The sequence below is a fragment of the Pseudarthrobacter sp. NPDC058329 genome (genome assembly GCF_042879835.1).
GTDB lineage: Bacteria > Actinomycetota > Actinomycetes > Actinomycetales > Micrococcaceae > Arthrobacter.
Window position 1 is genome coordinate 214071 of sequence record NZ_JBHVZR010000001.1, and the last position, 14827, is coordinate 228897.

Sequence of the window (14827 nt, forward strand, 5' to 3'; positions counted from 1 at the left end):
GATGTCATTCTAGGGAAGCCCGGCGGTCAGGTGAGCCAGCCCCAGACTTTCTTGGCGCCGTCGGCTACAGCATCGACGGTCTTTTTGGCCGCATCTCCGACCATCTCGGAGGCTGAACCGTATCCCAGGTTCGTGGCAAGGAGGCCCATGCCACCCCAGGCTATCCCGGCAACCGCGAAGAAGGGACCGGCACCAGGGATGAAGCTTCCCGCCGCCAAAACAGTGGAGATGCTGCCGTCGAGCACCATCCCCGTGTTGCCCGTGGTGGCGCCTTGTCCGATTTGAAGCAACCCGGTGGCCACGCCCAGCCCGCCGGAAAGGCGTCCCAGCATGGACGTGCCGTTGAGAACCTGTGTTCCCCGAACGTAGCCAACCCCGGGAGTCTGGGCATACTGTGCTGTCAGCCAGGGCCAGTTGGTCAGTTTCGTGAGGAGGCCGCCCTTGGCCATGGTTGCCAGGAGGTTGTCCGTGTAGAGGCCGGCCCCGGTCACCGCGGCGTTGGCGGCCCACCATCCGGGGCTTCCAGCAACGGAGAGGACGCCCTCAAGCCCGATGGACGGCGTGGTTCCCGATGCTCCAGGGCTGGGCGGATTGGCCGCCCCGCCGGGACTTGAATCTCCGCCGCTACTGGTGCTGGCATTTTCCTGCTCGTCGGCCTGCGTGAGGAGCATTTTGGAGGCATCGATCAGCGACTGCGAGGTCCTGTTCATCATGGGGCGCCACGTGTCACTCCATTCTCGGCGGAAGTGGAGAGCGTCGTTGCCCTTCCATCCAGCGCTTGAGACCAGGCTGCTGATCCGGCGTTCCGTTTCCATCAAGCGGGACCCGGAGAGGCCCATGGTTTTGGACAAGGACCGCAACTGCTCAATGTCGGCACCGTAAAGGCCAGGGGCCATAGTTAGTTCTCCTTGGAATCGCGCACGGAAGCGTTCATCGAAGCCCCCTGACCTTAGGTTACGGACTTCTTCCGGCAGCTGCCATGGGCACCGCTGCCCATAGGGGGTGCCCCGGCTGGGATAACCTAGAGCAGTGACTTACGAGATCGAGATCGGCCGTGGCAAGCGTGGGCGTCGTGCCTACTCCCTGGATGACATTGCGATTGTCCCCAACCGTCGTACCCGCGACCCCAAGGACGTCTCCGTCTCCTGGCAGATCGACGCCTATCAGTTCAGCATGCCCGTCATCGCAGCGCCCATGGATTCGGCCATGTCTCCGGCAACGGCTATCGCCCTGGGCCGGCTTGGCGGCCTCGGCGTCCTTGACCTCGAGGGCCTCTGGACCAGGTACGAGGACCCGCAGCCCGTCCTCGACGAAATCGGCGCCCTCCAGGACGAGACCAACAGCCCGGCCGTGACGGGGCGGATGCAGGACCTGTACAAGGCCCCCATCCAGCCGGAATTGATCACGTCCCGCCTGGCCGAGATGCGCGCCGCCGGCGTGACTGTGGCCGGATCACTCACCCCGCAGCGCACGCAGGAACACTACAAGACCGTGGTGGCCGCCGGCGTCGACATTTTTGTTATCCGCGGCACCACCGTGTCCGCCGAGCACGTCTCCAAGGACCACGAGCCGCTGAACCTCAAGCAGTTCATCTACGAACTGGACGTCCCCGTGATCGTAGGCGGCGCGGCGGGCTACACACCGGCGCTGCACCTGATGCGCACCGGTGCTGCCGGCGTGCTGGTTGGCTTTGGCGGCGGCGCCACCACCACGACCCGCCGTGCCCTGGGCATCCACTCGCCGATGGCGTCGGCAATTTCCGACGTCGCCGCAGCCCGCCGCGATTACATGGACGAGTCCGGCGGCCGCTACGTCCATGTGATTGCCGACGGCGGCATGGGCAGCTCGGGCGATATCGTCAAGGCGATTGCCATGGGCGCCGATGCCGTGATGCTGGGCAGCGCGCTGGCCAGGGCGGATGAGGCACCCGGCAAGGGCTGGCACTGGGGGCAGGAAGCCCACCACCTGGAACTGCCACGGGGCGACCGCGCCAACGTCGGTACCGTTGGTCCGCTCGAAGAGGTGCTTTTCGGACCTGGCCACCACACCAACGGAACCTCCAACCTCATCGGCGCGCTCCGCCGCTCCATGGCGACCACCGGCTATTCGGACCTGAAGGAATTCCAGCGGGTCGACGTCGTGGTTTCCCCCTACGCAGGAAACTGACCGGCGGCGGGAGGCCCCAATTGGTTCCTGCCGCCCTGCCCAAGCGTGCCGCAACGAAGTAGGGTGGGTTCACTACCGGGACTAGTGGCACTGGAGGCGTTCGATGAAGAGTGTTCCTGCTAACGGCGGGGCCCTGGGCCCCGCAGCCAGGGAAGCAGCCATCCAGCGGCTGCGTGCAACCGCGGAGCCGGGCCAGGAACTGGACATCCTGATTGTCGGCGGCGGCATCGTGGGTACCGGTGCGGCCCTTGACGCGGTCACCCGTGGACTGGACGTGGGCATCGTCGAGGCCAGCGACTGGGCTGCCGGCACGTCGTCCAGGTCCTCGAAGCTCATCCACGGCGGCCTTCGCTACCTGGAAATGCTCGACTTTGGCCTGGTCAAGGAGGCATTGCAGGAGCGCGGGCTGCTGCTCTCCGAACTGGCGCCGCACCTGGCCCGGCCGGTGCCGTTCCTGTATCCGCTGACGAAACCCTTCTTCGAGCGCCCCTACGTTGGTGCCGGCATTGCCCTGTACGACGCCATGTCCGTCTCCAGTGGCCACAGCAGGGGAGTGCCGTTCCATAAGCACCTCACCAGGCGGGGGACGCTGCGGGCCGCCCCGAGCCTCAAGAACGACGCTTTCGTGGGGTCCATCCGGTACTACGACGGCCAGGTGGACGACGCGAAATACTGCGCCAACCTCATCAGGACAGCTGCCTACTACGGTGCCCATGCGGTGAACCAGATGGCGGTAGTGGACTTCCTGCGCGAAGGCGAACGCGTGGTGGGGGCGAAGGTGGTCAACCACGAGGACGGGACGCAGTTCAACATCCGCGCCAAGCAGGTCATTAACGCCACCGGAGTCTGGACGGACGAAACGCAGGCAATGGTCACCGACCGCGGCCAGCTGAAGGTCCGGGCATCCAAGGGAATCCACCTGGTGGTTCCGCGGGACCGTTTCCAGTCCACCGTGGGCCTGATCCTCCGCACCGAAAAATCTGTGCTGTTCGTCATTCCCTGGGGCCGGCACTGGATTATCGGCACCACTGACACGGACTGGCACCTGGACAAGGCCCATCCGGCCGCGTCCAGCAAGGACATCGACTACATCCTGGAACACGTCAACAAGGTCTTGAAGCGCCCGCTCACCCGCGAAGATGTGGAAGGTGTGTACGCCGGCCTGCGCCCGCTGCTGGCCGGGGAAAACGACTCCACCGCCAAGCTGTCGCGGGAACATGTGGTGGCGCACCCCGTCCCCGGCCTGGTGGTGGTGGCCGGCGGCAAGTGGACCACGTACCGGGTCATGGCCAAGGACGCCGTGGACGAGGCCACCCGCACCATGGACGAGCGGGTACCGCCCAGCTGCACGGAAACCATCCCGCTGCTGGGGGCGAGCGGCTACAAGGCCGCCTGGAACCGAAGGAACCGCACGGCGGAGGAATCAGGCGTCCACGTGGCCAGGATTGAGCACCTGCTGAACCGGTACGGGTCCCTGACGCCCGAGGTGCTGGCCATCATCGCGGAGGACCCTGCTTTGGCGGAGCCGATCCCCGGCGCCGATGACTACCTGCAGGCGGAAGCGGTGTACGCGGCAAGCCACGAGGGCGCCCGCCATGTCAACGACGTCCTGACCCGGCGGACCAGGATTTCCATCGAGGCCTGGGACCGTGGCGTGTCTGCCGTACCGGTAGTCGCTAAACTGATGGGTGACGTCCTTGGCTGGAGTGACGCCCAACGTGAAAACGAGGTAAGGCACTACATTGCACGGGTAGAGGCGGAACGCCTCAGCCAGCAACAGCCGGACGACGAATCCGCAGACGCCGCCCGCCTGGGTGTGGAAGACATCGTGCCCTTGCGCTGAGGGGCGCGCCGCACCAGCTTTGCTGACTGAAGGGACACGCCTTGGCGGAACCACTTGACCGGTATGATGCCGGCCTCACCACACCTGAAATGGTGATCCTGGAGCTTGAGGCATCGGACAAGGCGGACGCTGCCACCCAGCTGGCGGAACGTCTCTTCGCCGCCGGACGGGTATCGGACCTGCCCGGATTCCTCAAACACGTCAACGCGCGCGAGCACCAGCTGGCCACCGGACTGCCGGGCGGGATCGGCCTGCCCCATGCCCGCAGTGAATTTGTGTCCCGCACCTCAATAGCGGTGGGTATTGCCAAATACGGCCACGCGCTGGACTTCGGTGCCGCAGACGGTCCGGCCACGGTAATCCTGCTGATTGCCACCCCTGCCAGTTCCTTCTCCGACCACCTCGAGGTCCTGGCAACACTGGCCCGCTCATTGTCCAAGGAGTCATTCCGCGAATCGCTGCGCCGCGCCTATGACGCAGAAGTGATCGCGGAGCTCATCAATTCCAGCCTGGTGTTTTTCGACCACTGACGCACCGGTCACGGCGCCCTTCCCGTGTGGTGCTGCTGCCGTGCGGGAGGGCGCCCGCCCTCGGCGTTTAGTTGTTCTACAGCGGGACGAAGTACGGTTAAGACGTGTGGAAAACTGCCCTCAAACCCCGATGGATCGTAGGTTTCATCCTCGCGATCGTCATTTCCGGGGTCTTCGTGCTGCTCAGCCAATGGCAGTTCGGACGCTCCACCCAACCGGAAGTGCCGGTCAACCCGGCCACCGAGCAGGTGCAGCCGCTGACCGAAACGCTTGAGCCCGGCGACTTCTTCCACGGCACCGACGCCGACCAAATGGTCAGCGCGCAGGGCACCTATGATCCGGCACGGCAGGTCCTGGTCCCGGGCCGCCTGCACGAAGGCAAGACCGGCTACTGGGTGGTCTCCGCCTTCGCCGTCACCGGCGCCCCCGCCCTCAGCGGTGTTGCGGCGTCGCCCCTGACGTGGATCCCGGTGGCCCGGGGATGGGTGGCAGATCCCACAGATGCCCCGGCGCCGCCGTCGGGCACCGTTGAACTCACCGGACGGCTGCTGCCGTCCGAAGCGCCCTTGGCAGGGACGGCCGCAGCACCCGGGGAAGCCACCGCGGTTTCGGTGGCCGAGCTGATCAATTACTGGGAAATCAGCAGCTATCCCGGCTTTGTTGCTGCCACCTCGGAAATCGCTGAGGGTGCGGACGTCAGCCCCGCGGCAGTGCCGGGGGACCTTCTTCCCCTGCAGATCGGCCCGCAGCCGCCCGCTCAGCAGATCAACTGGCTTAACCTCTTCTACTCCCTGGAGTGGGTTGTCTTCGCCGGCTTTGCGCTCTTCATCTGGTGGCGGCTGGTCAAGGACGACTACCACCGGGACCTCGAGGAAAGCCTCGACGACGATGACGAGACCCCGCTACTCCCCGAACAGAACCAGCAAAAGGTACAGCCATGATTGATCCGAAACCCGCAACCCCCGCCGCAGGCACCAACACAGGCAGCGCCACGGCCGGCAAGGCTTCCGGCAAGAAGCGCCGCTTTGGCGGCACCGAGGCGCAGATCCGCTCGGCCCTGAAGTTCTACAAGCTGCTGGCCTACCTCACGGGCACCATGCTGCTGCTGCTCTGCGCCGAACTGATCGCCCGGTACGGGTTCGGGCAGTACCTCTTCGCCGGCGGCACGAACGCCGCCACCGGCCAGCCTTTCGGCTTCGGGTTCGCCGAGGCTGAACCGCGGGGGGTACTGGGCGGAGTCAACCTGTCCGTTGCCGTCCTGATTGTGCACGGCTGGATGTACGTGGTGTACCTGGTCTCGAACTTCCGGCTCTGGTCACTGATGCGGTGGCCGTTCCTGAAAATGATCCTGCTGGCACTGGGCGGCGTCATCCCGTTCCTGTCCTTCATTGTGGAGAAGAAGTTCCACGCCGAAGTTGAGGCAGAGCTCGCCGCGAATCCCCAGGCGCCGCAGCGGTACTAGGAAGCCGCAGCAACGCTGGGGAGTTCGCTGCGTCACAGCGCGGCTTCTCAAGGTGCGCCGGTGCAACGGCGGCCAGTAGGCTAGTACGGTGACTACTCCCACTGCATCCCAGACTTCCCAGAAGCCGGTGCTGGTTGTTGACTACGGTGCCCAGTACGCGCAGCTGATTGCCCGCCGCGTCCGGGAAGCGAATGTGTATTCGGAAGTGGTTCCGCATACCTACACAACCGAGCAGCTCCTGGCCAAGAACCCCGCCGCCATCATCCTTTCGGGGGGGCCCTCCAGCGTCTATGCTGACGGTGCACCCAGCGTCGGTGCCGACCTTTTCGAGGCTGGCGTCCCCGTCTTCGGCATCTGCTACGGCTTCCAGGCGATGGCCAACGCCCTCGGCGGCAAGGTGGACAAGACCGGGCTGCGGGAGTACGGCTCCACGGAAACCACCATCCTCGGTGAGGGCCGTTCGGTCCTCGAGGGCATGCCCCAGCACCAGAACACCTGGATGAGCCACGGCGACTCGGTGCACACGGCGCCGGAGGGCTTTGAAGTCCTGGCGACGACGGCGGGTGCTGAAGTAGCTGCCTTCGCCAACGAGGAAAAGGGCCTGTTTGGGGTCCAGTGGCACCCCGAGGTCAAGCACTCCGCCTACGGCCAGCAGGTCCTGGAGAACTTCCTCTTCAAAGGTGCCCGGCTGGAACCAAACTGGACCACCGGCAACATCCTCGAAGAGCAGGTGGAGCGCATCCGCAAGCAGATCGGCGATGCCAGGGTCATCTGCGGCCTGTCCGGCGGGGTTGACTCCGCCGTCGCCGCCGCCCTTGTCCAGCGCGCCGTGGGCGATCAGCTCACCTGCGTTTTTGTGGATCATGGCCTGCTGCGCGAAGGCGAAGCTGAACAGGTGGAACGCGACTTCGTCGCCGCCACCGGCGTCAAGCTCTACGTCGCCAACGAGCAGGAACGCTTCCAGGCCGCCCTTGCCGGCGTCAGCGATCCGGAAACCAAGCGCAAGATCATCGGCCGCGAATTCATCCGCGCCTTCGAAGAGGCCGAACTTGCCATCATCGCCGAGGCAGCCGCCCACGGCGAAAAGATCAAGTTCCTGGTCCAGGGCACCCTGTACCCGGACGTTGTCGAATCCGGCGGCGGTGAAGGCGCGGCGAACATCAAGAGCCACCACAACGTGGGCGGCCTGCCTGAGGACCTGCAGTTCGAGCTCGTGGAGCCGCTCCGGGCCCTCTTCAAGGACGAGGTCCGCGCTGTAGGTGCCCAACTGGGTCTGCCGCAGGAAATTGTGGGCCGCCAGCCCTTCCCCGGACCGGGACTTGGAATCCGCATTGTCGGTGAGGTCACCAAGGAACGGCTGGACCTGCTGCGCAAGGCCGACGCCATTGCCCGGGCGGAACTCACCGCAGCCGGGCTGGACAACGAAGTCTGGCAGATGCCGGTGGTCCTGCTCGCCGACGTCCGCAGCGTGGGCGTTATGGGCGACGGCCGCACGTACGGCCACCCCATCGTGCTCCGTCCTGTTTCCTCGGAAGACGCCATGACCGCGGACTGGTCACGGCTGCCGTACGAGCTCCTGGCCAGGATCTCGAACCGGATCACCAACGAGGTGGACGGCGTCAACCGCGTGGTGCTCGACGTCACCAGCAAACCGCCGGGAACCATCGAGTGGGAATAGCACCATAAGTGGCCGGCCTCCGGGAAGGAGGCCGGCCACTGCTGTCTCCGCAGCGAAAACCTCCGCAATTTGGCCCGGTCCCGTGTTGCGGTCTCTCAGTCCGGGCGTTGTAGCGGCTACGCTCGAATCTATGCCGGTATGGTCCAGGGCGTCACGTGCAAACGCAGAAAAGAAGGCAGAAGTGTCAGTTGGTCAAGGCCACCCGGAAGGCTCCGAGGAGCTCCGTAAATGGCTGTCCGGGCTTAAGCCCGTCACCGGGGCGGATACGATGCTGCGCTTCACCAAGACCCCCGAAGGTTCCATCGACCTGACGCACGCCCACCCGTCCGGCCTCGCCCAGCTGATGGCGGGGCGCAAGACCCGGCTTTCCACGCTGATCCGCGACCGCCAGCAGTACGTCGTGGCTGCCAGGGCCTCCCGCAACATCCGGTCCAAGATTTTCGAGCTTGCCAATGACCGCGGCATCGACGCCGGCTATTTCTCCGCGGGCACGGTGGTGTGGACGTCGGCTGTGGGCGGCAAGCCCCAGCGCATCTCGGCCCCGGTCATGCTCACGGCGATTTCGCTGACGGTCCGTCCGGGGGAGGACGACTACGAGCTTCAACTGACGGAGCAGGCACACATCAACCCGGCCCTGGTGCGGCACCTGAAGAACACCCACGGGATCGTCTTCGACGTTAACGCCGTTACCCGGCTCGCCTACAGCACTGCCCGCTTCGATCCCCAGCCCGTCCTGGACAGGCTGGCCACGCTCATCCGGCCCATCCACGGCGCAGAAGCACAGCACAACCTGCTGGTTTCCACCTTCGCGGACCTTTCGGGGAACCTGGACGACCCCTGGATCAACGACTCCAACCCTCTCGTCTCCGCCCTGGCCACCGCTGCCGGCGGCGAAGTGGTGGACTTTGACGAGCCGGACCCGTCCCGTTTCCCGCCGTTGGACAGCAGGCATCCCCGGGACGAGATGCTCCTGCTGGACGCGGACATCGACCAGCAGTACGTGATTGACGCGGCCCGCGCCGGCGATTCCCTGGTGGTCAGCAGCCCGCCGGGTACCGGCCAGACCCAGACGGCCATCAACACCATCGGCGCCCTCGTGGACGCCGGAAAGACGGTCCTGGTAGTAGGCGACCGCCGCGCCAGCCTCAATGAAGTGTCCGGCCAGCTCGAAGGCCTTGGCCTTGAGTCCATCCTCTTTCAGCTGTCCGGGAACGTCAGTGCGCAGCAGTTGAAGGGCCAACTGCTGCGGGCGATTGTCCGGAACGAAAAATCCCTGCAACCCCAGCTCGGAAACCTGCATGACACCCTGACGGAGCACCGCCACGCCCTGATGGACCACGTGGCATCGCTGCACAACGTCCGCCAGCGTTGGGGCTGCTCGCCCTACCAGGCGATGCAGTCGCTTGCTGAGTTGACGTCGATCCACCCGGCGCCCGCCACCACTGTGCGGCTCAAACGCAGTGTCCTGGACAGCATCAGGGACCGCGATGAACTTGCCGGCAGGCTTCGGCGTGCCGCCGAGCTGGGCAGCTTCAGTAAGGCGTCCACCAACAGCCCCTGGCATGGCGCGCGGCTCCTCAACCGCAAGGAGACCGAGGAAGCCCAGGACCTGGTCCGGTCCGTGGAGAAGGGCCTCCCGGCCTTGCGCGAACGTATGAACGCCGTGGCGGAGCATGCGGAAATCCGGCTGGGCGCCTCCTTCGCTGAATGGGGCGAACAGCTCGAGCTCCTCGTAGCCGTGCGCGGGAGCCTGGACAAGTTCACCCCGGACATCTTCGACAGGCCGGTCACTGACCTCATCTCTGCCACCGCGCCGTCCGCCTGGCGCCGTGAGCGCGGCATCGAGTTGACCGCAATGCAGCGTTCGCGGCTGCGCAGGGTGGCCAAGGAGTACGTCCGTCCCGGCGTCCATATAGCGGATCTGCACAGCTCGCTGGTCCTGGTCCAGGAGCAGCGCGCCCTGTGGGCAGGATATGCCACCACGCAGCGCCACCCTGCGGTGCCGTCCGGGCTTGCCGAGATCAACGTGATGTACCGCGCCCTTGACCGCGAACTCACCCAGTTGGGCGAGGCGCTCCGGCACACGGAGGCCGGCGGCGCCTTGTCCAAAGTCCGGTATGAAGAGCTGATGGAGCGGCTCGAGCGGCTGGTGGCGGACACCGACACCCTCAAGACACTCCCGGAGCGTACCCTCCTGGTGGAGAACATGCGCGAGCACGGGCTGGGGGAGCTCCTGGCAGACCTGGCGGAACGTGAGGTTCCGGCAGGCTCAGTCGCAGCGGAACTGGAACTCGCCTGGTGGCAGTCGGCGCTCGAAGCGATGATCAGCGGAGACGACTACCTCGCCATGTCCGACGGTGACGCCCTGCGGCAGCTCGAGGCCGAATACCGGCTGGCGGATAACGCACACATCGCCAGCGGAGCGGCACGGCTCCGTTGGGATCTGGCCGAACGGTGGCGGGCCGGCATCGCAGCGCACCCCCGGCAGGCTGACCTCCTGCGCAGCCTCCTCAAAGACGGCAGGGTCTCCCTGCCCGCGCTGACGGCACAGGCTCCCGACCTCATCGGCACCCTCGTTCCCGTCTGGTCCGTCAGTCCCTACCTGATGACCGGCCTCCTTCCCGCCGAACAGCACTTTGACGCCGTGGTGATCCTCGACTCCGAGGCCACATCTCTGCAGGCCGTGCTGCCATCCATCGCCCGCGCCCGCCAGGTGATCGCCTTCGGCGATGCGATGATCGCCAGCCCCCGGACGTTTACGGTGGGCGTGGAGCGGCTGGCCGCCGGGGAGACGGCACACCAGCGCGTGGAGAGTGCGTTCAGGGCACTCTCGGCCGTGCTTCCGGTGTGGCGGCTGAACTTCGTTTACCGCGCGGTGGACGAGGACCTGGTCCTCCAGCTCAGCAAGAACTTCTACGACGGCGCCCTGCACCGCCTTCCGGAGGGCCAGTCCGCTACGGGCCTGGACCGGTCCCTGCTGGTGGAGTACCTGCCGGACGGCACCGGCCTTCCCAGCGCGGACCACGAAGGCGTGGAGTCGGTGGTGGCCGAGGTCAACCGGGTGGTGCAGCTGGTCTTTGAACACGCCCGCACCCGCCCCCGCACGTCACTGGCAGTGGTCACCGCAAGCCTCCGCCATGCTGCCAGGATTGGCGAGTCCATCCGGCTTCAGCTGCCCAACCACCCCGGCCTCGCAGCATTCTTTGGCGCCGGGCCTGAGTCTTTCCGCGTGGTAGACCTCGAGCGGGCACAGGGCCTGGTGCGCGACCACGTCATTTTCTCGCCGGGCTTTGGACGCACCCCCCACGGCCGTGCCCTGCATAACTTCGGGCCGCTCTCTGCTGAGGGCGGCCGGGAAAAATTCGCCCTCGCCATGACGCGGGCCCGCCGGTCCATCCACGTGCTGACCTGCTTCCGGCCCGAGGACCTGGACCACACCCGGCTGACGCACGGGGCAGTGGACCTGTATTCCCTGCTGGACCGTGAAATTGCGGGAAATACGGATTTGGGTACTCCCGCTTCCCGTGCCGCGGCCAGCGAACAGGCATTGGGCGCCGATCCGCTGGTGGCCGATCTCGGGGACCGGCTGCGGGCCCGCGGCGCGCGGGTCTGGCACCAGTATGACGGCGCAATTGACGTGGTGGCGGCCGCGGATCCGCTGGGCACCATGGGCCGGGACGAGACCGACCTGCCGTGGCCTGTGGCCATCGAGTCCGATGGTACCGAGCTGTACCGCACCATGAGCGTGCGCGAACGGAGCCGGCTGCGGCCGCAGCTGCTGGAGCGGCTGGGCTGGCGGTACATGCCGCTGTGGACCATTGAGGTTTTCACTGATCCTTCAGCCTGCGCCGACCGGATTGCCGGCTACCTGGGACTTGAGCGGGTGGTGCTTCCCGGCCGGACGGGAACCTCAACAGGGTTCCTTGACGACGACGTGGACCAGGCGCTCAATGGTATCGACGCCGGGGAGCGGGCACGCCGCCGGCCGCAGGCGAAAGACTTGGACAGCAAGGAGGCGGTCCGCGTGGCCCCTGAAGACAACAAAGACGAATCCGGAGACGGGCAGCCCATCCCGGTGGACCGGGCTCCCGAGGCCGAACAGGTCCAGGAGCAGGAGGGCAGGGGGCAAGGCGGTACGCAAGGCATTCTGCCCACGAAGGCTTCCGAGGATGACCCCCGGCGCTGGGGCGATGCCGACGATGACCATGACGCCTGGCTGAAGGAACAAAAACCCCCGCACTGGGGCTGACGGACCGGCGCTGACTGGCCGGCCCTGACTGCCGGCGCCGCCCTGGGCGGGCAGCTAGGGGCCAACGAGGACGAAGAACAGTTTGCCCTGGGTGGAAGCACCGGCCAGCCGGGCAGCCTGCTCCCCGCTGGCCGCCACCACCATTAGCCCGTCAGTCTCAGCGGTGCCCAGCCACTGCCCGCTCCCGCCGCCCTTGCCGGAGGTCCACAACACCGGCACACCTGTTGCCAGGACTTCTGACGGCGCCTGCTGGTCGAAGCCGTTGCCCGCCGTCAGCACCACGTTCACGAGCTGCCCCGGCGAGACGAGCTGGATGGACGACGGATCAGCCATGCGAAGCGGCACCGCCGCCGAGCCCGGCGGAGTGCCGGCCAGGAGCCCGGGACCGAGCAGTTGCGCGTCCGTCAGGAGCTGTCCCCTTCGCAGGGGAGCGGCCAGTTGCTTTCCGGCCAACTCGCTCTCCTTGGCCAGGAAACCTGGGGCCATCATGGCCGGCGGCACCTGTACATGGGCCAGGTCTGTCGCCACCACAACCGCACCGGCGGGCAGATCCCTGGCGGCGGCCAGCCCGGTGACGGTGTGGACAGGCGCGGGGGTGAGCTGATGCACGGTGATTGAAGCCGCCGCACACAGCAACAGCGCAACGGCGAGCCGCCGGTTCCGGCCCAGCCACGCACCGAACCGGACCGGTGTGGATCTGCGGCCGGCACTGCCGGAACGCCGTGGGGTCCGCGGGTAGCGGGATGCGGCCCGGCCGGGACGGAGAAGGTTTACAGGCATGCGCCTACGCTATGGCCGCGGGGGATACCCGCAACAGGAGCACGGTGCGCTATGTGGACAAACCGGCCCTGCCGGCGTCGAACAGTCCTGCTTAGCTGGCTGCGGCAGCCGGCGCGGAAGCGGCAGGTGCCGCGGCAGGAGCGGGCGTCGAAGCAGCCGGGGCGGGCGAGACGGCGCTCCCCTTGGAGTCCCTGGAATCGGTGCGGTAAAAACCGGATCCCTTGAAGACGACACCCACGCTGTTGAACTTCTTGCGAAGAGTCCCCTGGCACTCGGGGCACGAGGTCAAAGTGCTGTCCGAAAACGACTGGACGATGTCGAAGGCATGGCTGCAATCCTTGCAGGCGTACGCGTACGTTGGCACTGGTGCTCCTCCTCTGGGGCAAACGAGAGGTCCTGTGCTGCGTGAACGGACTTGCCGTTTAGCAGTCGCAGGGCCTGAGTGCTAATTCTATCATCCCCTCAGAGCCGGGCAACGGGCCCTCAGTGGTGGCTGTTAAGCGGCCGAAGTCCGGAAGGCGCCAGCACGGCAGGGACGGGGCGGTCGAATTCCTCCCCCGGGATTTCGCCGGCGGGGAGCAGCTCTTCGTCGTAGATAACGGCGGCCAGTGGAATATTCTTCCCGGCCGTGGCGAGGTGGCCCAGGAACTTGTCGTAGTACCCGCCGCCCTGCCCAATCCGGTTGCCCGAAAGGTCGACGGCGGTGGCCGGGACGAAGAGGGCTGCGGCGGTTCCTGCCACATCGGGTCCGTTCCGGTCGCCCCGGGGTTCGAGGATCGGGGCGTACTTGCTCTGCTCAAAGCCGGCGTCCGGGTCCCAGAAGACCCACGCCAGTTCCCGCCCTGGCTCACAGACCGGGAGCAGGACCCGGTGGCCGTTGTGGTGGAGTGCGTTGATCAGCGGAAGGGTAGGCGGTTCGACGCCGACCCCGAAGTAGACGCAGAACGTGGCAGGCGAGCCGCCGGCCAGGGACGCCGCCCAGTCCGCGCCGTGGCGTGCGATGCCCGTCCCCGCCGACTCCAGCTGCTGCGGGGTCAGGGCAGCCCGCCGCAGGCGGTGCGCGGTACGTATCCTGGTCTTGGTCGCCTTGGCGTCCTCAAGCACGGTGTACTCCTCCATCGGTTGCCGTTATGGCGGTATGGCTGCGGGCGCAGGGCGGCCGGCAGCCGTTCAATGATTACTGAATGCTTGACGCTGACGCTAGATTAGTCGGGTGACTACCAGTAACCCCAGAGTTCGCAAAGCCGTTATCCCCGCTGCCGGACTCGGCACCAGGTTCCTGCCTGCCACCAAGGCCATGCCCAAGGAAATGCTTCCCGTCGTGGACAAGCCTGCCATCCAGTACGTGGTTGAGGAAGCCGTCAACGTGGGACTCAATGATGTCCTGATGATCACCGGGCGGAACAAGCGGGCCCTGGAAGACCACTTTGACCGGGTACCGGCACTGGAGTCCACCCTGGAGGACAAGGGCGATACGGCGAAGCTCGCGTCCATCCAGGCCGCCAGCAACCTCGGCGACATCCACTACGTCCGCCAGGGCGACCCGAACGGCCTGGGCCACGCTGTGCTTCGCGCCAAGCAGCACGTGGGCAACGAAGCCTTCGCTGTCCTGCTGGGCGATGACCTGATTGACGCGCGCGACGAACTCCTTAGCACCATGATCGATGTGCAGGCGAAAACGGGAGGGTCCGTCGTCGCACTCATCGAGGTGGAGCCTTCGCAGATCAGCGCTTACGGCTGTGCCGACATCGAAGAGATCGACGGCGAGGGGTTCGTGCGCGTCAACCGGCTGGTGGAAAAGCCGGCCGCGGACGAAGCCCCCTCCAACCTGGCTGTCATCGGCCGCTACGTACTGCACCCTGCGGTCTTCGAAGTCCTCGAACACACCGGCCCCGGGCGGGGCGGCGAAATCCAGCTCACCGATGCCCTGCAGGAGCTCGCGTCCGGAGAAGGCGAGGGGCAGGGCGTCTACGGCGTTGTGTTCCGGGGACGCCGCTACGATACGGGCGACAAGTTGAGCTACCTCAAGGCCTGCGTCCAGCTCGCCATTGACAGTGATGATCTGGGTCCCGGCCTTCGGGAGTGGCTGCCGGGCTTTACCGCCGGCCTGTCCAAGTAG

Annotated in this window: 12 protein-coding genes; 8 read left to right on the top strand and 4 right to left on the bottom strand. The window is 66.3% G+C overall.

The window, feature by feature from the left end:
* Positions 1-26 precede the first annotated feature (26 nt).
* A complete protein-coding gene (locus ACFVYC_RS01080; protein ID WP_387545623.1) occupies positions 27-896 on the bottom strand; it encodes a WXG100 family type VII secretion target in 870 nt (289 codons plus the stop codon).
* Between the two features lie 133 nt (positions 897-1029).
* Here ACFVYC_RS01080 and ACFVYC_RS01085 point away from each other — a divergent pair, with 133 nt between their 5' ends.
* The 7 genes from ACFVYC_RS01085 to ACFVYC_RS01115 all read left to right on the top strand — a co-directional run bounded on the left by ACFVYC_RS01085 (position 1030) and on the right by ACFVYC_RS01115 (position 11928).
* The gene (locus ACFVYC_RS01085; RefSeq protein WP_387545625.1) at positions 1030-2166 is read left to right on the top strand and encodes a GuaB3 family IMP dehydrogenase-related protein; all 1137 of its coding nucleotides are present in this window, start codon (positions 1030-1032) and stop codon (positions 2164-2166) included.
* A 103-nt stretch (positions 2167-2269) separates the two neighbouring features.
* Complete coding sequence (locus ACFVYC_RS01090) at positions 2270-4009, top strand: glycerol-3-phosphate dehydrogenase/oxidase (protein WP_387545626.1); 1740 nt, start codon at positions 2270-2272, stop codon at positions 4007-4009.
* Positions 4010-4050: 41 nt separating this feature from the next.
* On the top strand, positions 4051-4539 hold the full coding sequence (locus ACFVYC_RS01095) for a PTS sugar transporter subunit IIA (protein WP_307094404.1): 489 nt from the start codon (positions 4051-4053) through the stop codon (positions 4537-4539).
* A gap of 104 nt (positions 4540-4643) precedes the next feature.
* Positions 4644-5480, top strand: coding sequence for an SURF1 family protein (locus tag ACFVYC_RS01100; RefSeq protein WP_387545628.1), 837 nt, complete (start codon positions 4644-4646; stop codon positions 5478-5480).
* Positions 5477-6001: a DUF3817 domain-containing protein gene (locus tag ACFVYC_RS01105; protein WP_387545631.1), complete on the top strand. Its 525-nt coding sequence runs from the start codon at positions 5477-5479 to the stop codon at positions 5999-6001. The genes ACFVYC_RS01100 and ACFVYC_RS01105 overlap by 4 nt, the downstream gene beginning before the upstream one ends.
* A gap of 88 nt (positions 6002-6089) precedes the next feature.
* Complete coding sequence (gene guaA, locus ACFVYC_RS01110; RefSeq protein ID WP_387545634.1) at positions 6090-7679, top strand: glutamine-hydrolyzing GMP synthase; 1590 nt, start codon at positions 6090-6092, stop codon at positions 7677-7679.
* A 130-nt stretch (positions 7680-7809) separates the two neighbouring features.
* Positions 7810-11928, top strand: a complete 4119-nt coding sequence (locus ACFVYC_RS01115; protein WP_387545636.1) for an AAA family ATPase — start codon at positions 7810-7812, stop codon at positions 11926-11928.
* A 54-nt stretch (positions 11929-11982) separates the two neighbouring features.
* Here the strand turns inward: ACFVYC_RS01115 and ACFVYC_RS01120 are convergent, their stop codons facing one another.
* The 3 genes from ACFVYC_RS01120 to ACFVYC_RS01130 form a co-directional block, all read right to left on the bottom strand.
* The gene (locus ACFVYC_RS01120) at positions 11983-12708 is read right to left on the bottom strand and encodes an RcpC/CpaB family pilus assembly protein (RefSeq protein WP_387545638.1); all 726 of its coding nucleotides are present in this window, start codon (positions 12706-12708) and stop codon (positions 11983-11985) included.
* A 91-nt stretch (positions 12709-12799) separates the two neighbouring features.
* The gene (locus ACFVYC_RS01125) at positions 12800-13072 is read right to left on the bottom strand and encodes an FmdB family zinc ribbon protein (protein ID WP_387545640.1); all 273 of its coding nucleotides are present in this window, start codon (positions 13070-13072) and stop codon (positions 12800-12802) included.
* Positions 13073-13191: 119 nt separating this feature from the next.
* Entirely contained in the window at positions 13192-13827 is a 636-nt protein-coding gene (locus tag ACFVYC_RS01130) for a 5-formyltetrahydrofolate cyclo-ligase (RefSeq protein WP_387545642.1), read from the bottom strand.
* Positions 13828-13921: 94 nt separating this feature from the next.
* Between ACFVYC_RS01130 and galU the strand changes: the two genes are divergently transcribed.
* Positions 13922-14827 (top strand): UTP--glucose-1-phosphate uridylyltransferase GalU, encoded by a 906-nt coding sequence (galU, locus tag ACFVYC_RS01135; protein ID WP_387545644.1) that lies wholly within the window; start codon positions 13922-13924, stop codon positions 14825-14827.

What these genes read in the sequence shown, in the direction of transcription:
- ACFVYC_RS01080 (WP_387545623.1), bottom strand. Translation starts at nt 896, where the DNA reads ATGGCCCCTGGCCTTTACGGTGCCGACATTGAGCAGTTGCGGTCCTTG.
- ACFVYC_RS01090 (WP_387545626.1), top strand. Translation starts at nt 2,270, where the DNA reads ATGAAGAGTGTTCCTGCTAACGGCGGGGCCCTGGGCCCCGCAGCCAGG.
- ACFVYC_RS01105 (WP_387545631.1), top strand. Translation starts at nt 5,477, where the DNA reads ATGATTGATCCGAAACCCGCAACCCCCGCCGCAGGCACCAACACAGGC.
- ACFVYC_RS01115 (WP_387545636.1), top strand. Translation starts at nt 7,810, where the DNA reads ATGCCGGTATGGTCCAGGGCGTCACGTGCAAACGCAGAAAAGAAGGCA.
- ACFVYC_RS01120 (WP_387545638.1), bottom strand. Translation starts at nt 12,708, where the DNA reads ATGCCTGTAAACCTTCTCCGTCCCGGCCGGGCCGCATCCCGCTACCCG.
- ACFVYC_RS01130 (WP_387545642.1), bottom strand. Translation starts at nt 13,827, where the DNA reads ATGGAGGAGTACACCGTGCTTGAGGACGCCAAGGCGACCAAGACCAGG.